The following is a 26,166-nucleotide window of genomic DNA, read 5'->3' as shown; positions in this document are numbered from 1 at the left end:
GCCCCGGGCGAGGGAGGCCCCGGGGCGGGGCGAGTGGGAGGTCAGACCCCGGCCCGTTCCCGGCGCGCCCGGTCGGCCGCCTGCTCGGCGGCGACGGGCAGCGGCAGGGCGAGCCAGGGTGCCACGGTGGCGCGCATTCCGTCGGCGAAGCGCAAGCCGGTCCCGGTCAGGGCCCCGGACTCGACCAGCCGTTCCACGGCCTCGGCGGTGTACCGCCGCCAGAGCGCGAACTGTGCGCGTGCCCGTTCGGCGGTCTCGCCCGGCAGGCCGTCGTACGCCAGGGTGCGGGTGCCCCAGTACTCGGTGACGGCCAGGTGGGCGTACGTGCCTTGGAGCAGCCCTTCGAGCGGCCGGGGGTCGGGCCGCCAGGGGGCGAGGTAGAGCGCGGTGTCGGCGCGGTCGTACAGGTCCATCAGATCCAGCACCGCGCCGAGTTTGACGTGTTGGAACTCGTGCGCGAGCAGCAGCGCGAGGGTCGGCGCGGTGGCCGGCCGGGCGATGCCGACCGCGCCGTACGCCTGCCGGGCCGCCGAGCTGACGTCCCGGCCCGCCGGGCCCGACCGCAACGGGGTGACCGTCGCCAGTCCGGTCCGGATGCCTTCCGCGTACCCGGGCAGGTCCCGCCCGAGCAGCTCCCAGGCCTCACGCAACGCGCCCGTCCAGTCGAGCAGTTCGCCGTCCGGCAGCCGGTCCGCGACCGGGTGGTCGTGGCAGTCGCGCAGCGGGTCGGAGTCCTCCAGGGCGACCGTCCAGCCGCCGGCCAGCCGGACCCGCCGCAGCGGCTCGTCCAGCGCCGTGCGCACCGAGCCGTCGGAGGCCCGTACCTCGAAGCCGTCCGCCCGCCCGGTGACCACCGCTTCCCCGTCCGGTACGGCGATCCGCCCGAGCGTCGGCAGGTGCAGTCGGCCGCCCCGGACGGGCACCGCCACCGCGTCCCCCCGCCCGGCCCGGACGGCGGCGGCCGCGGCCAGCGCGGCCAGCGGGCCGAGCCCGACCTGGAGGTCCCCGGCGAGCCGCCGCGCCGCCCAGGCGCGGGCGTACGGGTGGGCTAGGACGGCGTCCACGGCGGCGGGTGCCTCGACGTCCAGCGCCGACAGCAGGGCCCAGGCCTCGGGGCGCCCCTGTCCGGAGGCGTCCCAGGCGGCGGCCAGCATCGCCCGGGTGAGGGCGAGTTGGGAACGTCCGAGCGCGGTGACGGTGTCGGCGCCCCCGTACCCCCGGGCGAGCTCGTCGAGTTGCGACGAGGTGAGCGCACCCGGCAGGAGCGGCTCGGTCCCCTGCGCCGGAACAGCCGGAACAGTGGAAACGGCAGCCGAACCACCGCTCCCCGCAAGACCCTTGATGAACGTCATGAGATCACCGCAGTAGACGGAGGGATGGTCGAAGCTGCCTCCCCCATCGTCGCTCCGATAGCGGTGGGCGTACAGCCCGCCGCCGCAGGAGCGCACCACGGGGCAGGCCCGGCAGGCCTCGCTGAGCCCGGCCAGGCCGGACTGGCGGGCGGCGATGCCGGGGTGGCGGGCGAGGTCGTCGAGGCTGTGCGCGAAGACGTTCATCCCGGTCGCGGGCGCGCCGTCGTACGCGGTCTTCAGGCTGTCCGCCTGCTCGAAGGTGCCGTCCGTCTCGAGGACCGCAAGGTCCGAAGGCTCCAGCCCGAGCGACTCGGTGAGGCTGGAGAACCCGCGCAGGGTCCGGTGCACGGATTCGAAGGTCCGCACGCCGAACGGCCGCCCGTCCGCCTCCCACAGCCGGTGGACGGTCAGCAGCCAGTCCGCGTACGGGGTGGCGCCGAGGACGGCGGGGCGTTTCGGCGGCTGGTCCCAGGTGGCGTGCGGGAGCAGGAAGTCGACGGCGGGGGGCCGGAGTTCGGCCAGCGCCCGGTACACGGCCGCCGGGTCGTTCTCGACGTCCATCGTGCAGAGCAGCCCGGCGAACAGGTGCCGGAACTCGGGCTCGTTCAGCAGCGCGACCGCCCGCAGGACCTGCGGATGGCTGCTGCGTCCGTCGGCGAAGCGCCGGTGGCGGTCGTTGGCGGCCCTGTCGCCGTCCAGCGAGATGCCGACCTTGAGGTCCAGCTCCGCGAACAGCGTGCAGAAGGCGCGGCTCAGCAGCACGCCGTTGGTGTGGATGCGCAGGTCGAGCGCACAGCCGGGCGGGAGCGCGGCCCGGAACGCCTCGACGGCGCGGCGCAAGCGGTCCGGGCCGGCGAGCAGGGGTTCTCCCCCGTGCAGGACGACCCGGACGGTGGGCAGCCGGTGGGCGGCCGCGTGCTCGCCGATGCGCTCGGCGGCCTTGGCCAGGATCCCGTCCGCGATGACCTTCGGGCGGGAGCTCCAGCTGCTGTCCGCGTGCTCGTAGACGTAGCAGTGGTCGCAAGCAAGATCGCACCTGCTGTGCATCTTGACCACGAACTGCGTCAAGGGCAGCGGAATCGACGTCGTCATGGAACTTCTCGGGGATCCGTTCGGATCGATGGGCTCGGTCTGGTCCTGCTCGGCGGTACGGGCCGGTTCAGATCGAGGAGTTGAAGGCCGCGACCGGCACGAGGCCGGATTCCGCGCCGGGGAGCGCGCGCTGGAGGCGGGAGGCGAGTTCCTCCGCTCCGAGGGCGGCGAGGTCGGCGAGGGAGGGGCGTTCCGGCGTCTCCTGAAGGTCAGTGAGGGTGCCGGCCGGCCTGGTGCTGGTTACCGGAGTCATATTCGTTTCCTTAGGCGCGGTTAGGACCTGCCGAGGGCGGGTAAGCCACCCGATTGCGACCAATGTAGTGCCCGCGAAGACTCCGCGCGGCACGTTGCATACTCGCGTTGCAGTCACGTTGGGCTCGCCAAGCAGCCGACGTCGCACGACGGGGCTCAGAACCCCGTGGAAATCACCCGTTCAGCGGTCGCGCACTTCGCCCTGGCGCGCGCCGAAGCGCGCTACCGGGCCAAGCATCCGGGTAAGCGTTCGAGTCCACCGGCTGATTCCCCTCGTCCAAAGATGAGGGGACGCCACGGTAGACCTCAGCCCCGCCGCCCCGGACCGCCGCCCAGTTCGCCCACCGCTCGAACCAACTCCTCCGTGAACTCCCTCCCGCAATCGGTCAGTTCGCCACACCCCAACAACGTGTCCCCGGCCGCCAGGGTGTGCTCCCGCCACCGCGCGAACTCCCGCTCCGCACGCGCCGTTCCACCCCCGCCCGCAGCCGCCTCGGCGCACCAGAAGTCCGCCGCGCCGAGGTGCGCGTACGTCCCCTGCAGCAGCGCACCGGCCGGACGCAGATCGGGCCGCCAGGGCGCATGGTAGACGGCCGGGCCGTTGGGGCGGTGCAGCGGCATCAGGTCCAGCAGGGCGCCGAGTTGGACGTGCAGGAACTCGTGGACCAGCGCCAGCGCCAGCAGCACCGGATCACCCGGCAGCGAGGCCGCCACCGCGCCGTACGCCCGCCGGGCCGCGGCACTCACCGCCTCCCCGCCGGGCGCGGGACGCAGCGGGACGATCGTGGTGACACAGGCCGCGACCGCCTCCGCGTGGCGCCGGTGGCGGCGCACCAGGATCCGCCAGGCCTCAGCCAACTGCTCATCCCAGCATCGCAGTTCGTCATCGGACAGCGGCCCGGCGGGCGGGCGCCCGTAGTCCACCCGGCGCGGCACGGCGTGGTCGACGGACGGCGCCCAACGAAGCCCGTCGCACTCCAGCACCAGCGCCCGCCCCGTGTCGGTCCGGAGGAACTCGCCCAGCCCGTCCAGCGGAACGTCCTCACCGGCCGCGACGCCGCGCAGGCAGTCGGCCGCCCACGCGTCCAACTCGGGCCGCAGCAGCACCTCTTCCCACCGCACCCGGTCCTCGCCCTGCAGCGCCCGCACCCCCGCGTACGCCTCCCGGTAGCCCTCGTGCTCCGGCGCCGCCCGGCGCAGGGCGAGCAGCAGCAGAGCCCGCTTGCTCAACTGCCCACCACGCAGCAGCCGGACGGCCTCCGGCCCGCCACGCGCGCCCGCGATCGCCCGGAACATCACCCGGTCCACACCGTGCCGGGGCAGCCCGTCCGCCCCACGCGCGCCCGGCACCCCGGCCGCCACCACCTCGCCCGTACCCACCACCAGTCCTCCTCCTCATCCACGTGCAGCCGCACCGGCAGACTCCGCCCGCAGTCTCCCCCCGACACCCCGGACAATCCGGCCAACCACCGCACATGCCCCGAACGGACGAACCCACCCCCACCACCCCGCACACCCCCCCACCCGCACCACCCCGCACCACCCCACCCACACCCCCCACCCGCACCACCCCACCCCCCTCCCTCCCCCCTCCCTCCCCCTCCCTCCCCCTCCGGCGAGAGGGACGCGCTGCGGGAGGGGGCGGCGCAGGGGGTGGTCCGGAGAGGGGCGTTGCGGGTGATTTTCAGACTGCCAACGGTCCAAACACCCCACCCACAGAACCGGCAGTCGGAAAATCATCCAGCCCCTCGGAGCGACCACCCCCGGAGCCGCCCCCGGCACCCACCCTCCCGAAAGCCCCCCACCCCCCAGCACCAACACCCCCCCTCACCGAGCCCCACGCAGCGGAACCCCCAACCCCGCCACCCCCGCCCGCAACCGCCCCGCCATGTGCCGGATCAGCCGGTCAAGGTCCGCGCAGTACACCGACGGGTACCCGAAGCCATCCCCCGCCCACCGGTGCGCGTACAGCCCGCCACCACAGACCCGCACCAGCGGACAGCTCACGCAGACCGGCCCGAGCCCGGCGAGGCCGCGCTGGCGGGCCCGGAAGGCCGGGTGCGCGGCCGCCTCCGCGAAGCCGTGCCGCCACACGTCCAGGCCCGTCCCCGGGGCGCCGTCGTACGCCGCCTTGAGGCTGTCCGCCTGCTCGATGGTTCCGTCCGCCTCGACCACCACCAGGTCGACCGGCGCCAGCCCGACGGCCTCACTGGCCGCCCGACCGCCGAGCAGCAGCACGGCCAGCTCCTCGAACAGCCGCACCCCGGTCTCCCGCCGCGGCGCCCCGTACCAGCGGTCGAAAGCCGCGATCAGCCACTCCCCGTACGGCGCCCGCTCCCCACCCGGCGCCCGCTCCCCGTACGGCGCCAACTCCCCGTACGGCGCCAACTCCCCACCCGACGCCCACCCCCCAACCGACCCCGGCACCGCCCGCCGCGGCAACCCGGGCGGAGGGGCGACCCAGGTCCCGTGCGGCAGCAGCAGGTCGAGCCGGGGCGGTGCGAACTCCAGCAGCGCCTCGTAGGTGTCCACCGGATCCGCCGCCAGGTCGACGACGCACAGCAGACCGGCGAACAACTCCCGGTGCCGGTCGGAGCCGAGCAGCCGCACCGCCTCGGCGGTCCGGGCCCAGCTGCCCGCGCCGGAGGGCAGCCGGCGGTGGCGGTCGTGATCGGCCCGGGTGCCGTCCAGCGAGACCCCGACCGCGACCCGGTACCGGTGCAGCACGTCGAGCAGCGCGGGTTCGTCCAGCAGCCGCAGCCCGTTGGTCTGCAGGCTGAACCGCAGCCGCGGCCCGCCCGCCACCGCGCCGCTCAACTCGCCCAGCAGTGCCTCGAGGTGCCGGGCTCCCACCAGCAGCGGTTCGCCTCCATGCAGCACCACGGAGACCTCGTCCAGCCCGTGCTCGGCCGCGTGCTCGGCGATCCGCCGGGCGGTGCGGCGGACCGTCGCCCGTTCCATCCGCCGCGGCCGTCCGCGCCAGCTCTGGTCCGCGCCCTCGTACACGTAGCAGTAGTCGCAGGCCAGGTTGCACCGACTGTGGATCTTCAGCAGGAACTGCCGGAACGGCACCATGCCCGTGAGCCTAGCGCCGCCCGGCGGGCCGTTCTGACCTTCCGTCACACGTGCGGGGGTTCCACGTCCGAGTCCAGCCGCGTCCCCGCCCGCACGGCCACCGTGGTCGGGTGCTCCTCCCCCAGCGTCACCCGCGCCCGCCGGATGCAGTCCGTCCGCAGCTCGGCGGCGCGTTCGGTGTGCCCGGCGGTGGCCAGCGACAGCGAGAGGTTGGAGTTGATGCCGATGGAGTCGTAGTGGTCCGGCCCGAGGGCCTCGGTCATCAGCGGCGCGGCCTCCAGTTCCACCTCGAGCGCGGCCTGCGTCTGCCCGGCCAGCGCCAGGTCGTTCGCGTGGTTCATCATCGCGATCGGGATGTAGAGGTGGTGGGCGCCGAGGACGGTCCGGAACTGCGCCAGCGTGCGCCCGGACAGCTCCAGTGCCTCCTGGGTGCGCCCCGCCAGCCGCAGGTAGACGGACAGGTTGTTGGCGCCGGCCAGCGTCACCGGGTGGTTCTCGCCCAGGTAGTCGCGGTACCGGGCCAGTGCCCGTTCGGCCAGCGGGATCGCCCGGGTGGTGTCGCCGAGGGCGTTGAGGTCGCTGGCCAGGTTGGTGGCGGCGGCCAGGGTGTCGGGGTGCTCGGCGCCGTTGATGTCCAGGTAGCGCTGGTAGATGTCCTCGTCGATCTCCAGCGCCTCGTGGTACCGGCCGGCCCGGCGCAGAGCCACGGCGAGGTTCTTGCGGGCGCGCAGGGTGTCGGTGTGGGCGTCGCCGATGGTCTGCTGGTAGATCCGGACGGTCTCCTCCAGCAGGTCCAGGGCCTCCCGCAGTCGCCCGGTCTCGCGCAGGTCGCGGGCGTAGTTGGAGGCGGAGGACAGCGCGTACAGGCTGTGCGCGCCGAGCGCGTCGCGCTGCTGGAGGTAGTTGCTGCGGTGCCGTTCCAGGGCGGCCCGGCGGTCGCCGGCCAGGTAGTCGGAGACGGCGAGGTTGTTGGTGATCATCAGGGTGCGCGGGTGGTCGGGGCCGAGGGTGCGCCGGGCGGCGTCCAGGGTCCGGCGGTCGAGCGCGCGGGCTTCGTCGTAGCGGCCGAGGAAGCGCAGGTCGGCGCCGAGGCTGTTGGCGACGGCGAGGGTGTGCGAGTGCTCCGGGCCCAGGGTCGCGGTGAAGCGCTCCAGGATGTCCCGGTCCATCTCGTACGCCTCCTGGAGGGCGCCCTGGGAGCGGCGGATGTTGCTCAGCTGGGTGCGCAGCATGAGCGTCTGGGCGTCGTTGTCGACGTCGAAGTCGGGCCCGCCGTAGCCGTCCTGGCGCCAGTGCTCCAGGGTCCGCTCGGCGAGTTCGCGGCCGGACTCGTGCAGGCTGCGCTTCCACTGGTAGCGGACCGAGTCGATGATCCACTGCCGGACGTCCTCGTCGGCGCTGTCGACGGCGCCGGACGGCCAGAGGTGGGGCAGGAGTTCGGCGTACTCGGCCCAGTTGACGGGCACGTCCGGGTCGCCGGGGTTGGCGGTGGCGAGCGCGGCGTGGACGACGCCGCGCAGTTCGGCCCGCCGCTCCTCCTCGACCTGGTCCCGGAGCACGGCCTGGACCAGCCGGTGCACGGTGATGGTCTCGCTGCCCTGGTCGGTGCGGGCGAGCCCGAACCGGTTGATGGCGCGCAGGAACTCGCCGATCGCGAGCTTGTCGCGGGGCGCGCGCGGGGGCAGCCGCAGGGCGCGGGTGACGGCGCGGCTGTAGAGCAGCCGCATCGGGATGGCGTCGGGGCCGAAGAAGGCGCAGATCTCCAGGATCTGGGCGGCCGGGGCGTTCATCCGGCGCAGTTCCTCGACCGAGATGCGCCAGGTCGCGGCCGCCGAGTGCGGGTAGTCGGCGGTGCGCAGCCGGGTGCGCTCCAGCATCTCGGTGAGCTCCTCGTCGAGGAGTTCGAGGTAGGTGGCGATCGGCATCGACGTCTCCTGGAGCCAGACGGCGGCCTGGCCGACGGCGAGCGGCAGGTCACCGAGGCGGTGCGCGACCTGGTCGGCGTCCTCCGGGGAGACGCCGCTGTTGAAGCGGCGCAGCAGTCGGACGCTCTCCTCGCGGAGGAAGACGTCGACCTCCACCAGGCCGGCGTGCCGGGCCCAGCCCTGGTTGCGGGAGGTGATCAGCACGTGCCCGCCGGAGGAGCCGGCCGGCTGCCAGGGGGCGAGTTCCTCGGGGGTGCCGGCGTTGTCGAAGACGAGCAGCCAGCGGCGGTACGGCTGGCCGCGGCGCAGCGCGTCGAGGACGGCGGCGGCGGTGTGCGCGACGTCGTCGCTGGTGGGCACGCCGAGCCGGGGGGCGAGTTCGGCGAGCTTCTGCGGGATGTTGGCGGGTTCCTCGGCGGGCACCCACCAGACCACGTCGTACGCGGCCTTGAAGCGGTGCGCGTACTCGGCGGCGATCTGGGACTTGCCGGCGCCGCCGAAGCCGTAGAGCACCTGGCTGAGCACGGCGGCGGGGCCGCCGGTGAAGCGGTTGCGGAGCAGTTCGAGCAGTTTGCCGCGACCGATGAAGGCGGCGTTGCGCGAGGGCGCCTCCTGGACCTGCGGCGCGGTGCCGGGGAAGCGCGCGGGCGCGATGATCTCGCCGCTGTCGGTGTCGAGTTGGCGGTTGCTGCCGGGCGGCGGACCGAGTTCGCCGTACAGCTGGGACTCGGCGCCCGCCGCGGAGGAGCGGACCAGGTCGGGGGCGGCCTGCCCGGCGAACGGGCGGGGCACCGGCTCGTCCGAGTCCTGCAGCCGCAGGGCGACCAACGCCGGTGAGCCGGTGGCGAGTTCGCGCCCCTGCAGGAGCTGCCAGACCTCGGCGGCGCGGGGCAGCGCGGTGTACTCGGGCGAGAGCAGGGCGAGCAGCCGGCCCTGGCCTTCGAGCGGTCCGGCGACCTCCGGCGGCCGGGGGCCGGTGTAGGCCTCGGCGGCGTTGTGCAGGGAGGTCTGGTAGCCGAAGCGGGTGAGGGTCCCGGCGGCCCACTCGGCCCACATCCGGTCCTCGGGCGCGTAGCTGACGAAGACCTGGCGGGGCACCGCGCGGGCGGAGCGCAGGTAGGCGCCGTAGAGCCGGCGGCGGTTCTCGGCGGTGAGCGGGCGCAGGGTGCGGACCCGCCCGTCGGTGATCCAGCCGGCCAGCCGTTCGAAGGCGTTGAGCAGGCTGCGGGCCTCCTGCGGCCGGTCGGCGACGGTGGCGGGCACCTCCTCGTAGGCGTAGAAGGGCTTGTACGGCACCTCGACGTCGGCCCAGTAGCCGGCCCGGCGGTCGCCGGGCAGCCAGCGGCCGAGGTAGGGCGCGAAGGCCTCGCGGGCGTAGTCGCGGCCGGCCTCCAGGCGCTCCTGCTCGGCGTCCTCGACCCGCATCGGCACCGGCAGCACCCGGATCGCCCGCTCCTCGGCCTCGGCGATGGCGCGGGCGGCGTCGACGCCGCCGCGGATGTTCTGGGCGCTGAAGGTGAAGCAGTCGACGACGGTGTCGGGCATCAGGACGGTGCAGATGCCGGAGGTGTCGCTGACGCCGGTACGGCTGTCGATGAGCACGTAGTCGTACCCGCGGGCCCAGCGTTCGCGCAGCTCGCGCAGGAACTCGCCGCCGCGGATGTCCCGGCCGTGGTAGAAGCTGCGCCAGTTGAAGCTGGTGACGGCGGCGGCGTAGGCGGCGTTCTGGCGGCCGGCGGGCAGGAAGTCGAGCCGGCCGCCGGGCGGCAGGTCGAGGGCGAGGCCGCAGAGGTAGCCGTCGAGGCGCCCGGGTTCGTCCAGCCAGGCCGCCGGGGAGAGGCCGACCGGCCCGGAGGCGGAGGGCAGCGCCTGCTTGACGTAGCAGCGCAGCAGGTCGATCAGGCCGTCGGTGGAGTGCAGTTCGGGGTCGACCAGGAGCGGGTGGTAGTACCGGTGGAGGCCGGGCGCCTCCAGGTCCCAGTCGACGACCAGGACGCGCAGGCCCCGGCTGGCGAGGATCCAGCCGACGTTGGCCAGGGCCATGGTCCGCCCGGTGCCGCCCTTGAAGGAGTAGAACGTGACGACCGAACCCGGTCCGCCGCGCTCCAGCTCTGCGCCGGGCTCAGTGGTCATCGTCCTGGTCTCCCCTCAGCGGGACGGCATTGTCCTTGCCACGGTTCTGGTGCGGGAGGTCCCTGCGGCCCGGGTACGGGTGCGGGTGCGCGGGCGGGACCGGGCGGGGTCCCGGCGGGCCGGCCGGGATGGACAGCTCGGGCATGGCCGGGCTGCCGCCGAAGCCGAAGGCGTCGCCGCCATCGTCCCCCCAATCCAAGTTGTCGTCCATGAGCTTGTTCTGAGCGACCGTCACCATGATGGTGAGGTCGGTGTCGAAGCTCTCCCGGCTCACTTTGACCCGGAACAAGTGCTCCAGGTCGCTCCGGCGCAGCCAGTTGCGCCGGAACACGTCGCGCACGCCCGCCCACAGCGCGTCGCGCTCCGGCCCGTCGGCGGGGTCGGCGCTGCCGGTGGGCACCATCACGCCGGTGACCGGGTGGTTCTGGTCGTCGTACTGGCGCAGCGCGGTGCTGTAGCGCTCGCCGCCGGCCACCCACGGGTCCACCAGCAGGATGCTGACCTGGCTGTCCTCGCGGGCCTGGTCGAGCTTCCCGCCGAGGCCGTCGTCGACCTCCTCCAACGTGGTGGTGTGCCCGGCGGCGGTGATCACCTGCTGGGCGCGCGCCGCCAGCGGCGGGTGGGTGGGCGGGTGGTAGGGCGCCCAGTGCCAGGGCTTGGCGCCGTACCAGCCGCCGCCCGCGTACGAGCCGCCCTCGGCGGCGGCCTCCGAGGCGCGGCCGGCCGCGATGAACAGCCGTACCATGCCGGGGGTGGAGACCGTCTCCGGTGCCGCCGGGGGCGGGAAGTAGCCGCGCACCGCACCGAGGTCGAACTCGGGCAGCTCGCCGAGCCGCCGCGCGGCCGCGTCCCGGACCCGCTCGGCGACCACCCGGACGACCTGCTCGTACGCCCCGCTCTGCGCGGTGCGCAGCAGGGCCCGCAGGCCGTGCCGGGCGTAGGCCTCGCCCATGTCCGGCTGGGCCCACTGGATCTTCGTCACCTCGTCGGCCAGGTCGCCGGGCACGACGGGCTCCCAGAGCACCGGGATCAGTGCCGGGACGAGCTCCCCCGTGTCCTCGTGGTGGCGGCGGACCCGGCCGCGGAAGGCGGTCCACTCCTTGCCGCAGTACAGGCTGGTGAAGTAGGCCGGGGAGTAGAGCGCGATCATGGTCCGGCTGCGGCCCAGCATCGTCGCCAGCCGTTCGGCCCAGTCGTCGCCGAGCCGCAGCTGCTCGGTGTCGCGGTAGGCCAGTTCCTCGACGCGGACGCCCGTACCGACGAGCCGGCCGAGTTCGTCGCGCAGGTCGTTGAAGAACTGGTTGACGAAGGCGTCCTCGGCCTCGTAGTCACGACGCGCGTAGCTGAAGAAGAAGTACGGCCGCTGCTGTTCCTGCTCCATCACCTGGTCCCCCCGTGCCCGACGGTGCCGCGACCCGCGCCCGGCGGTACCGCGACGGCGCTGGTTTCATACCCCAGCATGTCGTGAACTCCACCGGCCCCGCTGGTGAGTTGGCGGATTCGGCCGCCTCGGGGGGTTTAGCCGGTGGTCAGGCGCACGACCTGGGACGGGAGCACTCCGGCGCCCGGGGGCGCGCCGGCGGGGGCGCGGGCGCGCCGAAGCGGCTCGCGGGCGGGGATCGCGCTACAGGTCGAGCGAGGACTGGAACTTGGCGATCGGCTCCGCGCCGGGGGTCAGGGCGTCCGCGACCACCCGGCGCAGCAGGTCGCCGAGGACGGTGTCGGGCAGGGCGTCGAGCTCCTCGAGCGGCAGGGCGGCGACGTCGACCAGGTCAGAGCCGAGTCCAGCGGCGGTTTCCGCACCGGTGACGCCCATCAGTCCCTCACTCGATCGTGTCGGCACAGCGCGTAGCTGGCCGGAAACGCATCGACCCAGGTCCGCGACGGGCATCCTACACCCGAGGCATGACGCTCAGTCAGCTTCCGCGGACGCCGCGCCCGGGCCGACCCGGTCGGCCCACGGGGCACCCGCCGCCCTCACGGGCAGAGCCGCTCCACCCGCCAGCCCGTCGGGCTGGACGGGTCGGCGAAGTAGTGGAGGCGGTCGTGCAGGCGGTTCTCGCGGCCCTGCCAGAACTCGACGCTCTCCGGGACCACCCGGTACCCGCCCCAGAACGGCGGGACGGGCACGCCCTCGCCCTCCGGGTAGCGGCGTTCCAGTTCGGCGTAGCGCTGTTCGAGGACCTCGCGCCCGCCGACCGGGCTGGACTGCTCGCTGGCCCAGGCCCCGAGCTGGGAGCCGTGCGGGCGGGTGCGGAAGTAGGCGGCGGTCTCGTCGCGGCCGACCTTCTCCACCCGGCCCCGGACGATCACCTGGCGGGCCAGCGCGATCCACGGGAACAGCAGGGCGGCGTGCGGGTTGGCGGCGAGCTCGGAGCCCTTGCGGGAACCGTAGTTGGTGAAGAAGACAAAGCCCCGCGTGTCGTAGCCCTTGAGCAGGACGGTGCGCGAGCTGGGCCGCCCCTCGGCGTCGGCGGTGGAGAGCACCATCGCGTTGGGCTCCACCACCCCGGCGTCGTCCGCCTCGTGGAACCAGCGGGTGAACTGGCCGATCGGCTCGGGCGCGAGCTGCTCCTCGACCAGGCCCTCATGGGTGTAGTGCTTGCGCATCACGGTGAGGTCCGGCCCGGGGCGGGCCTCGGTGACCGGGGTCCGGGTGGCGGGGCTCGGGGGCGTCGACTGGGCGCGTTCCGGGGTCTGCACGCCAACATCATCCCGTACGACAAGCAACCGGCACCGCTACCTCCGGACAAACCGCGGTGGGAGATAAGGTGACTCGCCACCGCTTGGCCGTCCGTCGTACGGGAAATTGTCCGGAACCTGGCGTTTGGTTCCGGGACTCTCCCGGGCACGACCGACCCCCGACGGAAAAGTCAAGCGGGTCAGCGGCAAACATCACCACGGTGGTGTATGGCGCAATGCACCCCGTGCCTGTCACTCTGGCACCGAGTGCCAACCACGATTCGGTCACTGGCGCGCCGCCCCACCACGGCGGAGCGCCGATCAAAGAACTGAAGGAGCCGTCGCATGTCCGATTTCGTACCCGGGCTTGAGGGAGTCGTCGCGTTCGAGAGCGAGATCGCCGAGCCCGACCGTGAAGGCGGCGCCCTGCGGTACCGCGGTGTCGACATCGACGACCTGGTCGGCAACGTCTCCTTCGGGCACGTCTGGGGCCTGCTGGTCGACGGCAAGTTCAACCCCGGCCTGCCGGCCGCCGAGCCGTTCCCGATCCCGGTGCACTCCGGCGACATCCGGGTCGACGTGCAGTCCGCGCTCGCCATGCTCGCCCCGGTCTGGGGCCTCAAGCCGCTGCTGGACATCTCCGCCGAGCAGGCCCGCGACGACCTCGCCCGCGCCGCCGTGATGGCCCTGTCCTACGTCGCCCAGTCGGCCCGCGGCCAGGGCCTGCCGATGGTCCCGCAGAGCGAGATCGACAAGGCCGAGACGGTCGTCGAGCGGTTCATGATCCGCTGGCGCGGCGAGCCGGACCCGAAGCACGTCAAGGCCGTCGACGCCTACTGGACCTCGGCCGCCGAGCACGGCATGAACGCCTCCACCTTCACCGCCCGGGTCATCGCCTCCACCGGCGCCGACGTCGCGGCCGCCCTCTCCGGCGCCGTCGGCGCGATGTCCGGCCCGCTGCACGGCGGCGCCCCCTCCCGCGTGCTCGGCATGATCGAGGAGATCGAGCGCACCGGCGACGCGACCGCGTGGGTCAAGAACGCCCTGGACAAGGGCGAGCGCCTGATGGGCTTCGGCCACCGCGTCTACCGCGCCGAGGACCCGCGCGCCCGCGTGCTGCGCCGCACCGCCAAGGAGCTCGGCGCGCCGCGCTTCGAGGTCGCCGAGGCGCTGGAGAAGGCCGCCCTGGAGGAGCTGCACAACCGCCGCCCCGACCGCGTGCTGGCCACCAACGTCGAGTTCTGGGCCGCGATCATGCTGGACTTCGCCGAGGTCCCGGCGCACATGTTCACCTCGATGTTCACCTGCGCCCGCACCGCCGGCTGGTCGGCGCACATCCTGGAGCAGAAGCGCACGGGGCGGCTCGTGCGCCCCTCCGCGCGCTACGTGGGCCCCGGCCCGCGCCGCCCCGAGGAGATCGAGGGCTGGGACGCCATCGCCCACTGACGATCCCGGACGACCGTCCGAACAGTGCCCCTGAGCAGCGGGTCCGGCCTCGGCCGGGCCCGCTGTCGGTGTCTACGAGCAGTCAAGATCACAGTCTCAGCGGGCGGACAACCATACCCCCGCCCGGCTCCCGGCCGGTAGGCTGCGCGCGTGGCTCAGATCCAGATCCCCGCTGACATCAAGCCCGCAGACGGCCGTTTCGGCTGCGGACCGTCCAAGGTGCGCCCCGAGGCCCTGAGTGCCCTCGCCGCCACCCAGACCTCCCTGCTCGGCACCTCGCACCGCCAGGCCCCGGTCAAGAACCTGGTCAAGCGCGTACGCGAGGGCGTGAGCAGCCTCTTCTCGCTGCCCGACGAGTACCAGGTCGTCCTCGGCAACGGCGGCTCCACCGCCTTCTGGGACATCGCCGCCTTCGGCCTGGTGCGGGAGAAGTCCCAGCACCTGGACTTCGGCGAGTTCTCCTCGAAGTTCGGCTCCTCGGTCAAGGCCGCCCCGTGGCTCGCCGAGCCGAGCGTGATCAAGACCGCCCCGGGCACCCACCCGCTGCCGGTCGCCGAGGCCGGCGTGGACGTATACGGGCTCACCCACAACGAGACCTCGACCGGCGTCGCGATGCCGATCAAGCGCCCGGTCGGCGCGGACGAGGGCTCGCTGGTCCTGGTGGACGCCACCTCTGGCGCCGGCGGCCTGCCGGTCGACATCACCGAGACCGACGTCTACTACTTCGCCCCGCAGAAGTCCTTCGCCTCCGAGGGCGGCCTGTGGCTGGCCACCTTCTCCCCGGCCGCCCTGGAGCGCGCCGCCGAGATCGCCGCCTCCGGCCGTTACATCCCGCCGTTCTTCTCGCTGCCGACGGCCATCGACAACTCGTCGAAGGACCAGACGTACAACACCCCGTCGATCTCCACGCTCTTCCTGCTGGCCGACCAGCTGGAGTGGCTGAACGGCAACGGCGGGCTGGACTGGGCCGTCGCCCGCACCGCCGACTCCTCGTCCCGGCTGTACGCCTGGGCCGAGAAGTCCTCCTTCGCCACCCCCTTCGTGGCGAACCCGGCCGAGCGCTCCCAGGTGGTCGGCACCATCGACTTCGACGAGTCGGTGGACGCCGCCGCGGTCGCCAAGGCACTGCGTGCCAACGGCATCGTGGACACCGAGCCGTACCGCAAGCTGGGCCGCAACCAGCTGCGCATCGCGATGTTCCCGGCGATCGACCCGGCGGACGTCGAGGCGCTCACCCACTGCATCGACTACGTGGTCGAGCAGCTCTGATCACCTGCCCCCGAGGCGTGCGTGAGGGCCACCACCCACCCGGGTGGTGGCCCTCACGGCCGTTTCCGGTCTACCGGCTCACCAGTGAGCTGATCAGCACGACGACCAGCAGCAGCACCAGGGTGCCGGAGACGATGCGCATACGAGTCTTGGGATCCACGGTCAACGAGCGTACCTCCGCCTCACACCGGAGCCGACCCGAGGTCTCAGCTCCAGTCGGCCAGCGGCCAGGCGCCCAGCGAGGTGTAGTGCGAACGGCCGCCGTCCTGCTCGCTGCGCATCAGGTGCAGCTCGCTCGCCTCCCACTCCGGCCCGCGGTACTCGGCCAGGGCTGCCGCCAGGCCGTCCAGCTCGGCCGCGGCGACCCGCAGGACGGCGCGCCGGTGGCCCCGGTGGGAGCCAGCGCGGGCCAGGGTCAGGTGCGGGTGGAACTGGAAGGCGTCGACCTCGCCGACCACCTCCTCGGTGGCCTCGTTGACGGCCTCCGCGAGCCGGCGCAGGGCCCAGGTCTGCCCCTCCAGCCCGGCCCAGAGCACCCGGTCGCCGAACCGGCCGGCGCCCGCGATCCGCAGCCGGTGCACCGGGTGCACCTCGGCCACCTCCGCCAGCCCGGCCTCCAGCTCCGGCAGCCTGTCCGGCGCCACCTCGCCGAGGAAGACCAGGGTCAGGTGCCAGCCCTCGGCGGTGGTCCAGCGAAGCCGGTCCGCCCCGGGCAGCCCGCGCACCGGCGCCACGGCGTCGGCGAGCCCCTGCAGCGCCGCGACCGGTGGGAGCACGGCCACGAACAACCTCATACGCCCATCTTCCCGCGCACCGCCGTTTCCGCTAGAACGGGTCCATGATCGATTCCAGCGGCATGAAGAGCGGCCTGACGATCCGCACCGGCGGCCCCGAGTCCATCCCCGAGATCCTCGCCCTGCTCGACGGCGCCGTCGCCTGGCTGGCCGCCCGGGGCCGCACCGGCCAGTGGGGCGACCAGCCGTTCAGCACCGTCCCGGCCCGGGTCGAGCACATCGAGCAGTACGCCACCGAGCCGTTCCTGATCCGCCTCGCCGTGGACGAGGAGGGCCGCACGGTCGGCTCCTGCGTGCTGTCCGAGGACTGCGGGAAGTACATCCCCACCGTGGACGAGCGCGAGCTGTACGTCCGCAACCTGGTCACCGACCGCACCCGCAAGGGCACGGGGATCGGCGCCGCGCTGATCGCCGACGCGGTCGAGGAGGCCCGCCGGCGCGGCATCGGCCTGCTGCGGGTGGACTGCTACGGCGGCGCCGACCGCAAGCTGGTCGCCCAGTACCGGGCGCTCGGCTTCACCGAGACCGAGAGCTTCGAGGTCAAGCGGCCGGACGACGTCTGGCCCGGGCAGGTCCTCGCCATCCGGCTCTGATGCCACGACCCCCCCGAGGAGAGCCCTCGGGGGGTCGGACGTCTCACCAACGAACCTGACTGAACGTCAGCAGGCGGCGGCCAGCTCGGACTTGCGCGTCGCGACGGTCCGCGGCACGAAGGCCACCACCCGGCCGCCTCGGCCCGGGTGCAGGTCGAAGCGCACCCGCAGGTCCGCGCTGCGGGCCAGCACCAGGCCGACCGTACCGGCCGCCAGCGCGGACACCAGCCCGCAGGCCAGCAGGCCGAGCCGGGGCCCGTACGAGGCGGTCACCCAGCCGACGATCGGGGCGCCGATCGGCGTGCCGCCGGTGAAGACCAGCACCAGCAGGCCCATCACCCGGCCGCGCACCTCGGGGTCGGTGGCCAGCTGCAGCGAGGAGTTGACCGAGGTGTTGAAGCTCAGCCCGAACACCCCGATCAGCATCAGCAGCAGCGCGAAGGTCCAGTAGTCGGGCGCGAAGGCCGCGACCACCTCCAGCGCACCGAAGGCCAGCGCCGCGCCGACCAGCCCGCGCAGCCGCGGCGCGCCCCGGCGGGCGGCGAGCAGCGCACCGGCCAGCGAGCCGACCGCCATCGCGCTGTTCAGCAGGCCGTACTGGCCGGCACCCACCTTGAAGGTGTCGTAGGCGAAACCGGAGAGCAGCGTCGGGAAGTTGAAGCCGAAGGTCCCGATGAACCCGGCCAGCACCATCGGCCAGAGCAGCTCGGGCCGCTCCTTCACGTACCGCAGGCCCTCCCGCAGCTGCCCCTTCTCGCGGGCGATCGGCTCGGTCGGGCGCAGTTCGCTCTCCCGCATCGCCAGCAGTCCGGCGATCACGGCGGCGAAGGACAGCGCGTTGACGGCGAAGGCCCAGCCGCTGCCCACCGCCGCGATCAGCAGACCCGCGACGGCGGGGCCGACCAGGCGGGCGGTCTGGAAGTTGGCGGCGTTCAGGCTGACCGCGTTGGCGAGATCCTTGGGTCCGACCATCTCGGAGACGAAGGCCTGCCGGGTCGGGTTGTCCACCACGGTGACCAGGCCGAGCAGCAGCGCGAAGGCGTACACGTAGTACGGCGTCACCACTGCGCCGATGGTCAGCACGGCGAGGCCCGCGGCGAGCAGGCCCATCGCGCCCTGGGTGTGGATCAGCAGCCGGCGCTTGGGCATCCGGTCGGCGAGCACGCCGCCGAAGAGGCCGAGCAGCAGCATCGGCAGGAACTGCATGGCCGTGGTGATGCCGACCGCGAGCGGGCTGCCGGTAAGGCTGAGCACCAGCCAGTCCTGGGCGATCCGCTGCATCCAGGTGCCGGTGTTGGACACCACCTGGCCGGCGAAGTAGTAGCGGTAGTTGCGAACGCACAGGGAGGAGAACATCCCCCCGGGCCTGGTGAACCGGGCGCCTGTGGGAGACGTGGCCACGTGGCTGTGGCCGGGAGCGGCGGGGTCGTCCGCCGCGGTGCGTTCGTCGGGGTCGTCGTCGCCGCTGCCGGGCAGCCCCGTGGGAGCGGGTGCCTGGGCGTCGGCGGCCGCGGCGCTCGCCGCGGCGGGGTCGGTGGTCGGCTCGTCGGTACGGATGGCGGCGGCGCTGGCTGCGGCCGGCGGTGTCACGGTGGTCTCCCCTCGCGGCGCGACGGCCATGGCGGTGGCCGTCGCGCTCCTGGTGTCGGTGGTCGGTCCTGCGGTGATGCGGTACTCCTTCTTCTCCCGGCCGGCGGGCCGGAGTCGGTGTGCCTCGAGGCGTACGAGCCGAAGCGGTGCGTGCTACAGGTGTGCGAGCTTGTACAGCACGGGCGCGGCCTCCCGGAGGACGGCCCATTCCTCCTCGTCGAGCCCTTGGGCGAGCTCGGCGAGCCAGACGTTCCGGCGCCGGCGACTCTCCGCGAGGATCGTCTCGGCCTGCTCGGTGCTGCTGACGACCACCTGTCGGCGGTCCTCGGGGTGCGGCTCCCGCCGCACCAGCCCCTTCTCCTCCAGCATCGCGACGATCCTGGTCATCGAAGGAGGCTGCACGTGCTCCTTCCGGGCGAGCTCACCCGGCGTCGCCTTCCCGCACCGGGCGAGGGTGCCCAGCACCCCCATCTCGGTGGGGCTGAGCGACTCCTCCACCCGCTGGTGTTTGAGTCGTCGGGAGAGGCGCATCGTGGACGACCGCAGCTGACTGATCGCTGCGAGGTCCTGCTCGGACATCTCGGGCATCTCTTTAGCTTACGTCATTACTCTCGCTAAGGAAAATTGGATCCCGCCACCGCGCCGGAGCATCTGGCCGGTGCCATATTGGTCATGGGCCTCAGGTCTCGTCTCCCAGAAGGGCCGACCAGTCATGTCCGACCTCGTCTCCGAGCAGTCCGCGCCGCCCGTGCAGTCCGGGCAGCCCGGGCAGGGCGACACCGGCTTCGCCCGGCTCGCCATGGTCACCATCGACTGCGCCGACCCGGTCGCGCTCGCGTCCTTCTACGGCGAGCTGCTGGGCTGGGAGACCCGCCACGTGGACGAGAACTTCGCGATCCTGGACAACCCGGAGGGCGGCAGCCCGCTGGGCTTCGGGCGGGTGAAGGGGTACCGGCCGGAGCCGTGGACGGAGCCGGACGGGAGCAAGCACTTCCACCTCGACTTCTACGTGGACGACCTGGAGGAGTCCACCGCGAAGGCCCTCGCGCTCGGTGCGACCGAGCCCGAGTACCAGCACGGGCGCACGCTCAAGGTGCTGATCGACCCGGCCGGCCACCCGTTCGGGCTAGCACCGCTGGAGTAAGGGGCGAACGGGCCCGGGGGCCGTGCGCAGGCGGTGTCAGGGATTGGTGCCAAGATCATGTAGGCACCGTAAAGGACCATCCTGACCTGGGACTTCACGAAAAACACGAACGTTGTGCGACCGCCGGGTAGAGGTTACTCTCCCCAGTTGTCAGGGGCACCGCACGCCAGGTCTCCCCTCGGCGGACCCCGTTCCCGTTGCGCGCCCGTCGTGCCGCGCGCCTTCCCCGGCCGGCCCCGGCCCACCGCGTCCGCCCGAGCCCTGGCGCCCTCAACCCCCAGTCCAGGGAGTTCAATTGGGTGCGATCCACCATGCCGACCACGGCTGGGTGACACCGGCGGTCTCGTACTTCGTCGCCTGCCTCGGCTCCTTCGTGGCCCTGCGCAGCGCCCGCTGGGCGCTCGTCTCCAAGGGCCGCACCCGGGCCGTGTGGCTGCTCTTCGCGTCGACCTCACTCGGCGCCGGGATCTGGTCCATGCACTTCATCGCGATGCTCGGCTTCTCGGTGACCGGCGTCGAGATCAGCTACCAGCCCGGACTGACCGTGCTCAGCCTGCTGGTCGCCGTCGCCTTCGTCGGCGTCGGGCTGTTCACCGTCGGGTACTGGCGCCGGCGGCCCACCCTGGCGCTGCTGGTCGGCGGGGTGACCACCGGTCTCGGGGTCGCCGCGATGCACTACCTGGGCATGGCCGCGATGGTCCTGCCCGGCCGGCTCGGCTACGACCACACCACGGTGGGGATCTCGATCGGCATCGCGGTGTTCGCGGCGACGGCCGCGCTCTGGGCCGCGCTGAACATCCGGGGCACGCTCGCCGTGCTGGCGGCGGCGCCGGTGATGGGCGTCGCGGTCTGCGCGATGCACTACACGGGCATGGCGGCGCTGTCCGTTCAGGTGGACTTGTCACACCCCACCCAGGGCGGCGTGATGGCGCTGCAGTTCATCTTCCCGCTCGGGGTCGGGCTCGGCTGCTACGTCTTCTTCGGCTCGCTGGCCTTCGCCGTCTCGCCCAGCCGCCCCGACTCGCAGCCCCTGCTGGCCGGTCCGGCCGCCCCGCTGCCCCCGCGGGCGCCCCGCGTCCCGCAGCAGCGGGAGCCCAGGCGGCAGCACCTCGGCGGGGCCGGCGCCCGGCGCTAGGGTCCGCCGAACAAGCGCACGCGGGAACACGTGACGACGTCCGGCCGGGGCGGGGGACCCGGCCGGACGTCGTCACGTGTTCCCGGGCCGATGCGCTACTCGGGGCGCCCGAGCAGCCCGGTCAGGTGCTCCGGCGTGGCCACCGGGCAGACCTTGCGCACGAAGTTCCGCCGCAGCCCGTGGTACGGCTCGCTCGCCCGGTAGAAGTTGGCGTGCATCCGTCGCAGTTCCTCCGCCCGGTACTCGGCCAGCGGCTTCGCCTCCTCGTCGGCGGCGCGGCGGCGCTTCTTGTCCACCAGCCGTCCGGTGAGCTCCGGCGAGGCGGCGAGGTGGGCCGCCTCCCGGGCCACCCAGCGGCGGAACTCCGCCGCGTCCCCGCCGGCCGTACGGTCCACCAGGCCGATCCGGCGCGCGTGTTCGGCGCCGACCGGCAGCGCCTCCATGGTGAGCCGCTCGGCCTGCGCGGCGCCCACCCGGTTCGGCAGGGTGTACGTCCAGTACTCGGAGCCGTACAGGCCCATCAGGCGGTAGTGCGGGTTGAGCACCGCCGAGTCGCGGCACCACACCTCGTCGGCGGCGAGCGCCATCATCAGCCCGCCCGCCGCGGCGTTCCCGGCGAGGGCCGCGACGGTCAGCTTGTCCGTCGTGGTGAGGACGGCCTCGACGACGTCGTCCATGGCGTTGATGTTCTCCCAGGACTCCAGCGCCGGGAAGGCCGCGCCCTCGATGACGTTGAGCTGGATCCCGTTGGAGTAGAAGTCCCGCGGCGCGCCGAGCACCAGCACCGAGGTGGGCCGGTCCGCCGCCTCGCGGTAGGCGGCGAGCAGCCGGCGGCACTGCTCGGTGCTCATCGCCCCGCCCTGGTAGGCGAATTCGAGGTAGCCGACCTCGCCCTCCTCGCGGTAGCGCAGCTCCGACCAGGTGTCGCGACGGGCGGCCGCCGCCGGGCTCACCGGCACCTCGCGGACCCGGTGCAGCTCGTCGGCGAGCACCGTCGCGGCCGGCAGCTTGAAGGTGGCCGGCCCGCCGGGGGTGCGGCGCGGGCGCAGCTGCGGGATCCACACCGCGCCGTCCACGGTGGCCCGGCAGATCGCGCCGTCCCGGGTGGCCAGCACGGCGCCGGGCACCGGGCCGCGCAGCACGTCCTCGGGGTGGCCGCCGTGCAGGAAGAACTCGCGCCCGTACAGCTCGTCCAGCACGCCGGGCTGGGAGTCGGCGGCGCGCAGCTTGCGCAGCACGGTGGCGGTGTCGTCGTGCTCCCAGTCGATCCGGCGCGTCTCCTGGCGCAGCAGGGGCCGCAGCTCGCCGCGGACGTCCGGGCGGGCGTAGTCCAGCGGTTCGGGGGTGAACAGCCCGCCCTCGTACCGTTGGACGGCCAGCAGGACGGCCTCCACGGCGGCGTCGGCGACCTCGCCCCGGTACAGCTCGCTCTTGCCGCAGCCGGAGCCCGGAGCGGAGCCGGGACCGGAGCCGGGGACGGCGAACTCGACGGACGCCCAGATGTCCCCGGCGTCCATCTCCTCGACGGCCTGCAGCACGGTGACGCCCCAGCGCTCGACGCCCTCGGTGATCGCCCAGTCGAGCGAGGACGGGCCGCGGTCGCCGACGGGCCCCGGGTGCACGATCAGGACGGTCCGGCTGGACCAGATGTCCTGCGGGACGGCTTTGGTGAGCATCGGGCAGATGATCAGTTCGGGGTCGGTGCGTTCCACCCCTGCCCTCATCTGGTCCTCGCCGAGGGCGAGTTGGACGGCGACCTGGTGGCCGCGCTCGCGCAGCTCGGTGTGGACGCGCTGGGTCAGGCTGTTGAACGCACTGGCGATCAGGAGAATGCGCAAGGGGAGCCTCCGGCAGTACAGGGGTCGCGCGGAGGCGATGAAACCAGGGCATGGACACGTAATGATTACGGTCCGTACCTCGGCGCTCTACCCTCACGCATCCCGCACACCTGTGGCCCCGGCGTGGTCCGCGCTTCGCGGTATCTCCCCAGTCCCTTCTCCGAGCCGGACTGGCGCCGAAGCCCTTCGACGCCCTCGGCCGACCGGCCCGGCCCCGTCCGGACTACCGGGGGAACGCCCGCCGGGCCCGCCAGGTGGTGTGCTCGCGGGAGACGGCGTCCTCCGCCTCGGCGGCCAGCCGGGCCCAGCGCGCCTCGGCGTCCGGCGCCCTGAGGTCCAGGTCGGAGAGCTGGTTGCCGACGTTCTCCAGCTCGCGCGCGGCCAGCTGGTAGGCGGCGGCCAGCGGGCGGAGCTGCTTGAGCTGCGTCCAGGCGATGATCGCCGCGGCCGCGGCCGAGCTGGCACCGAAGACGTGCACCTGCAGCGCGCCGGTGGACTGGGCGATGGCGGCCGCCGCGCCGAGGATGATCAGCACCGCGATGCCGAGCCCCCAGGAGACCGCCTGCGAGTCGCAGGCCTCGGCCCGGGAGCGGTACCAGGTGCGCTGCCCCTCGACCCGGGTGCGCAGGTAGAGGGTGCGCCGGGCGGTCAGGCTCTCGGCGCGCAGCCGGCGCATCTCCGGGGTGATCTCGGCGACGGTGTCGGGCGGCACGATCTCCGGGTCCTCGAAGGCCCGCAGCACGTCCTCGAGCTGCAGCAGGTAGCCGCGGTCCACGTCCGCGGACTCGGCCTCGCCGTCGAACGGACGGGCCCGGACGGTGTACTTCCAGGCCAGCGTCTTGACCGACTCGGCCGCCGCCCGCGCCTCGTACCAGCGGCCCTGCGGGTTGCTGCGGCGCAACCGGGACCAGAAGTAGCCGGCCACCACGAAGGCGGCCACCGAGAACAGCGGCCACACGTCGAAGTCGCCCTTGCGGTCCGGGCCGGGGAACGACCCGATCAGCGCGGCGACCACCAGCATCGCGATGAGGCCGCGGTACCAGCGCAGCGTCCCGCGCTGCCCGTCCAGCGAGGCCTTGTCCGCCGTCCAGAACAGCTCCGGCAGCAGCTGCGCCTCGACTCCCCCGGGCGGATCCTGTTGCACCATCGGTCGAGTCCCCTCCCCCTTCTCCGTCCAGCCAGTATTCCCGCCGCCAACTGGCCTACACAGGCGCCTTTTTGACACCTTCCGACAATCGGTGATTGCCCGGCCGGCCTCGTAACCGATATAAACGGTTACATGCCGCTGCACTGGAAGCTCGTCATCGACTGCACCGACCCGCACCGCCAGGCCTCCTTCTGGGCCGCCGCCCTGGAGTACGCGCTGGAGGACCACGGCCCGCTGGTCGCCCGCCTGCTCGAAGCCGGCGCGGTCGGCCCCGACGCCACCACCGAGGTGGACGGCCACCCCGCCTGGCGTGCCCTGGCCGCCGTCCGCCACCCCGAGGACCCGTTCGACCCCGCCTCGGACACCGGCCTCGGCCGCCGCATCCTCTTCCAGGCCGTCCCCGAGTCCAAGCAGGCGAAGAACCGCCTGCACCTGGACGTCCACCCCGGCCCGGGCAACCGCGCCGCCACCGTCACCCGCCTCGAAGCCCTCGGCGCCACCGTCCTGCGGGACGTCAAGGAGCCCGGCGGCGAGTGGACCGTCATGCAGGACCCCGAGGGCAACGAGTTCTGCGTCCACTGACCCGCCCCGGGTCCCGGCACCGCGCCCGCCCCCAGGTCCCGGCACCGCGCCCGCCCCCGGAAACGCCGAAGCCCCGCACCCGGGTGGGTGCGGGGCCGCGGGGTGTGCGGTGTCAGAGCAGGCCGAAGGCCGGCATCAGGTAGTAGAAGGCGAACACCGCCGCGACCGCGTAGAGCGGCGCCGGGACGCCGCGGCCGCGGCCGGCGGCGAGCCGCAGGACGCAGAAGGCGATGAAGCCGAAGCCGATGCCGTTGGTGATGCTGTAGGTGAACGGCATCATCACGATGGTCAGGAAGGCCGGGATCGCGATCGTGTAGTCGGCCCAGTCGATCTCCTTGACCGAGTTGGCCAGGATCAGGAAGCCGACCGTGACCAGCGCCGGGGTGGCGGCCTGGGCGGGGACCATGGTGGCGAGCGGGGTGAGGAAGAGCGCCACCACGAAGAGCAGGCCGGTGACGATCGAGGCGAAGCCCGTCCGGGCGCCCTCGCCGACGCCCGCGGTGGACTCGACGAAGCAGGTGTTGGCGGAGGAGGAGGTGGCGCCGCCGGCCGCGGTGGCGATGCCGTCGACCATCAGGATCCGGTTGATGCCGGGCAGGTCGCCCTTCTCGTCCAGCAGGTGGGCCTCGTCGGCCACGCCGAGGATGGTGCCCATCGCGTCGAAGAAGCACGACATCAGCACGGTGAAGACGAACAGCACGCCGGTCAGGACGCCGACCTTCTCGAAGCCGCCGAACAGGCTGACCTTGCCGACCAGCCCGAAGTCCGGGGCGGCGACCGGGTTGCCCGGCCAGGTCGGGACGGTGAGACCCCACTTGAGCGCCGGGATGTCGACCACCTTGTCGATCATCACGGCGAGCGCGGTGGAGACCGCGATGCTGATCAGGATCGCGCCGGGCACCTTGCGGATCACCAGGATCAGGGTGAGCAGCAGGCCGACGACGAAGACCAGCACCGGGAAGCCGAGCAGGTGCCCGTTGCCGCCGAGTTGCAGCGGGACGGTGGTGTGCGCGGCGTCCGGGATGCGGCTGACGAAGCCGGAGTCGACCAGGCCGACGAGGGTGATGAACAGGCCGATGCCGATCGCGATGGCCTTGCGCAGGCCGAGCGGGACGGCGTTCATGACCCGCTCGCGCAGACCGGTGGCCACCAGCAGCATGATCGCGAATCCGGCCAGCACGACCATGCCCATGGCGTCCGGCCAGGTCATCTTCGGGGCGAGCTGGAGCGCCACGATGGTGTTGACGCCGAGGCCGGCGGCCAGACCGATCGGGACGTTGCCGATCACGCCCATCAGCAGGGTGGTGAGACCCGCGGTGAGGGCGGTGGCGGTGACCAGCTGGGCGCTGTCCAGGTGAGCCCCGGTCATGTCCGTGGCGCTGGCCAGGATGATCGGGTTCAGCACCAGGATGTACGCCATGGTGAAGAAGGTGGCGACACCGCCGCGGATCTCACGCGACAGGGTGGAGCCGCGCTCGCTGATCCGGAAATAGCGGTCGACCGCGCCGGTGGGGGGCTCGGGCGCGGCGTCGGCGGGTTCGGGCGACTCGGTGGTCGGCTGGACCACAGGCATGCGTGCGTCCTCTGTGGGGGAGCTGAGGAGGGGAGTTGACACCCGGGGCGACGGTGGCCGGGCTCAGACCATTAAGTATGGTTTCGACATCGCACACGCGCTATCTTCGCGCGTAGAGCCGGAGCGGGGCCGATACAGAGCCCCCGTGGAGCCCGCGTACGGCCCGCGCAGGGCCTCCATCACCGCGAGCACCGTACGCTAGGCCCCATGCCCAAGACGCCGCTGCACCCCTCGCCCCCTCCGCTGGAGGCCAACGACGTCGCCATCGTCGGCGGCGGCACGGTGGTGTGGTTCGTCGCCTTCCTCGCCCTACTCCCCTTCCAGAGCACGCTCTCCGAGCACGGCCACGGCACCTGGCCCTGGATCTGCCTCTCCGGCGGTCTGCTGGGCCTGATCGGCCTCTGGTACTGCCGCGCCCGGCGGGACGCGATCGCCCGTAGCCGCGCCGCCGAGGCGGCCGGGCGCGTGGCCGAGGGCGACGGTCAGGACCCGGCCACCCAGTCGGACTGAGATGGTCCTTTAGTAGCACGCATCGGACATAAGG

At 73.1% G+C, this 26,166-nt stretch carries 21 protein-coding genes; 7 read left to right on the top strand and 14 right to left on the bottom strand.

Features of this window, described 5'->3' with window-relative positions; translation table 11 throughout:
- Positions 1–41: 41 nt before the first annotated feature.
- The 8 genes from ACZ3TI_RS32600 to pdxH form a co-directional block, all read right to left on the bottom strand.
- Positions 42–2,444, bottom strand: a complete 2,403-nt coding sequence (locus tag ACZ3TI_RS32600; protein WP_465732620.1) for an FxsB family cyclophane-forming radical SAM/SPASM peptide maturase — start codon at positions 2,442–2,444, stop codon at positions 42–44.
- Between the two features lie 67 nt (positions 2,445–2,511).
- Positions 2,512–2,697 carry a hypothetical protein gene (locus ACZ3TI_RS32595; protein ID WP_465732618.1) on the bottom strand — a complete coding sequence of 62 codons (186 nt, stop codon included), beginning with the start codon at positions 2,695–2,697 and terminating at the stop codon, positions 2,512–2,514.
- A gap of 305 nt (positions 2,698–3,002) precedes the next feature.
- The gene (locus tag ACZ3TI_RS32590; RefSeq protein ID WP_465732616.1) at positions 3,003–4,079 is read right to left on the bottom strand and encodes an aKG-HExxH-type peptide beta-hydroxylase; all 1,077 of its coding nucleotides are present in this window, start codon (positions 4,077–4,079) and stop codon (positions 3,003–3,005) included.
- 444 nt (positions 4,080–4,523) lie between these two features.
- The gene (locus ACZ3TI_RS32585; RefSeq protein WP_465732614.1) at positions 4,524–5,771 is read right to left on the bottom strand and encodes a radical SAM protein; all 1,248 of its coding nucleotides are present in this window, start codon (positions 5,769–5,771) and stop codon (positions 4,524–4,526) included.
- Between the two features lie 44 nt (positions 5,772–5,815).
- Positions 5,816–9,829 carry an FxSxx-COOH system tetratricopeptide repeat protein gene (gene fxsT, locus ACZ3TI_RS32580; RefSeq protein ID WP_465732612.1) on the bottom strand — a complete coding sequence of 1,338 codons (4,014 nt, stop codon included), beginning with the start codon at positions 9,827–9,829 and terminating at the stop codon, positions 5,816–5,818.
- Positions 9,819–11,210, bottom strand: a complete 1,392-nt coding sequence (locus ACZ3TI_RS32575; protein ID WP_465732610.1) for a TIR-like protein FxsC — start codon at positions 11,208–11,210, stop codon at positions 9,819–9,821. Before ACZ3TI_RS32575 ends, fxsT begins: the two co-directional genes overlap by 11 nt.
- A gap of 243 nt (positions 11,211–11,453) precedes the next feature.
- Complete coding sequence (fxsA, locus tag ACZ3TI_RS32570; protein ID WP_465732608.1) at positions 11,454–11,645, bottom strand: FxSxx-COOH cyclophane-containing RiPP peptide; 192 nt, start codon at positions 11,643–11,645, stop codon at positions 11,454–11,456.
- Positions 11,646–11,806: 161 nt separating this feature from the next.
- On the bottom strand, positions 11,807–12,439 hold the full coding sequence (gene pdxH / locus ACZ3TI_RS32565) for a pyridoxamine 5'-phosphate oxidase (RefSeq protein ID WP_465732755.1): 633 nt from the start codon (positions 12,437–12,439) through the stop codon (positions 11,807–11,809).
- A gap of 417 nt (positions 12,440–12,856) precedes the next feature.
- Between pdxH and ACZ3TI_RS32560 the strand changes: the two genes are divergently transcribed.
- Together ACZ3TI_RS32560 and serC are read left to right on the top strand one after the other, a co-directional pair.
- Positions 12,857–13,957 (top strand): citrate synthase 2, encoded by a 1,101-nt coding sequence (locus ACZ3TI_RS32560; RefSeq protein WP_465732606.1) that lies wholly within the window; start codon positions 12,857–12,859, stop codon positions 13,955–13,957.
- Between the two features lie 150 nt (positions 13,958–14,107).
- The gene (gene serC / locus ACZ3TI_RS32555; protein ID WP_465732604.1) at positions 14,108–15,226 is read left to right on the top strand and encodes a phosphoserine transaminase; all 1,119 of its coding nucleotides are present in this window, start codon (positions 14,108–14,110) and stop codon (positions 15,224–15,226) included.
- 206 nt (positions 15,227–15,432) lie between these two features.
- Here the strand turns inward: serC and thpR are convergent, their stop codons facing one another.
- Positions 15,433–16,020: an RNA 2',3'-cyclic phosphodiesterase gene (gene thpR / locus ACZ3TI_RS32550; RefSeq protein ID WP_465732602.1), complete on the bottom strand. Its 588-nt coding sequence runs from the start codon at positions 16,018–16,020 to the stop codon at positions 15,433–15,435.
- Between the two features lie 44 nt (positions 16,021–16,064).
- Between thpR and ACZ3TI_RS32545 the strand changes: the two genes are divergently transcribed.
- Positions 16,065–16,613 (top strand): GNAT family N-acetyltransferase, encoded by a 549-nt coding sequence (locus ACZ3TI_RS32545; protein WP_465732600.1) that lies wholly within the window; start codon positions 16,065–16,067, stop codon positions 16,611–16,613.
- A 66-nt stretch (positions 16,614–16,679) separates the two neighbouring features.
- On the opposite strand, the gene ACZ3TI_RS32540 is transcribed toward ACZ3TI_RS32545, so the two are convergent.
- Together ACZ3TI_RS32540 and ACZ3TI_RS32535 are read right to left on the bottom strand one after the other, a co-directional pair.
- Positions 16,680–17,969 (bottom strand): MFS transporter, encoded by a 1,290-nt coding sequence (locus tag ACZ3TI_RS32540; RefSeq protein ID WP_465732753.1) that lies wholly within the window; start codon positions 17,967–17,969, stop codon positions 16,680–16,682.
- Positions 17,970–18,356: 387 nt separating this feature from the next.
- Positions 18,357–18,791 carry a MarR family winged helix-turn-helix transcriptional regulator gene (locus ACZ3TI_RS32535; protein ID WP_030235202.1) on the bottom strand — a complete coding sequence of 145 codons (435 nt, stop codon included), beginning with the start codon at positions 18,789–18,791 and terminating at the stop codon, positions 18,357–18,359.
- Positions 18,792–18,915: 124 nt separating this feature from the next.
- Here ACZ3TI_RS32535 and ACZ3TI_RS32530 point away from each other — a divergent pair, with 124 nt between their 5' ends.
- A complete protein-coding gene (locus ACZ3TI_RS32530; protein ID WP_465732598.1) occupies positions 18,916–19,347 on the top strand; it encodes a VOC family protein in 432 nt (143 codons plus the stop codon).
- Positions 19,348–19,642: 295 nt separating this feature from the next.
- Positions 19,643–20,482, top strand: a complete 840-nt coding sequence (locus ACZ3TI_RS32525) for an MHYT domain-containing protein (RefSeq protein WP_465732596.1) — start codon at positions 19,643–19,645, stop codon at positions 20,480–20,482.
- Between the two features lie 95 nt (positions 20,483–20,577).
- Here ACZ3TI_RS32525 and ACZ3TI_RS32520 read toward each other — a convergent pair whose 3' ends face one another.
- On the bottom strand, positions 20,578–22,320 hold the full coding sequence (locus tag ACZ3TI_RS32520; protein WP_465732594.1) for a hydrogenase maturation protein: 1,743 nt from the start codon (positions 22,318–22,320) through the stop codon (positions 20,578–20,580).
- A 223-nt stretch (positions 22,321–22,543) separates the two neighbouring features.
- On the bottom strand, positions 22,544–23,467 hold the full coding sequence (locus ACZ3TI_RS32515) for a DUF4231 domain-containing protein (protein WP_465732592.1): 924 nt from the start codon (positions 23,465–23,467) through the stop codon (positions 22,544–22,546).
- Positions 23,468–23,599: 132 nt separating this feature from the next.
- Here ACZ3TI_RS32515 and ACZ3TI_RS32510 point away from each other — a divergent pair, with 132 nt between their 5' ends.
- On the top strand, positions 23,600–24,049 hold the full coding sequence (locus ACZ3TI_RS32510) for a VOC family protein (protein WP_465732590.1): 450 nt from the start codon (positions 23,600–23,602) through the stop codon (positions 24,047–24,049).
- Between the two features lie 112 nt (positions 24,050–24,161).
- Here the strand turns inward: ACZ3TI_RS32510 and ACZ3TI_RS32505 are convergent, their stop codons facing one another.
- Positions 24,162–25,622, bottom strand: a complete 1,461-nt coding sequence (locus ACZ3TI_RS32505; RefSeq protein WP_465732588.1) for an NCS2 family permease — start codon at positions 25,620–25,622, stop codon at positions 24,162–24,164.
- A gap of 207 nt (positions 25,623–25,829) precedes the next feature.
- On the opposite strand from ACZ3TI_RS32505, the gene ACZ3TI_RS32500 reads away from it, so the two are divergent.
- Positions 25,830–26,132 carry a DUF2530 domain-containing protein gene (locus ACZ3TI_RS32500; protein ID WP_465732586.1) on the top strand — a complete coding sequence of 101 codons (303 nt, stop codon included), beginning with the start codon at positions 25,830–25,832 and terminating at the stop codon, positions 26,130–26,132.
- Positions 26,133–26,166 lie beyond the last annotated feature (34 nt).

The organism is Kitasatospora sp. NPDC023120 (genome assembly GCF_055560835.1).
This window is presented reverse-complemented; position numbering and strand designations above follow the sequence as displayed.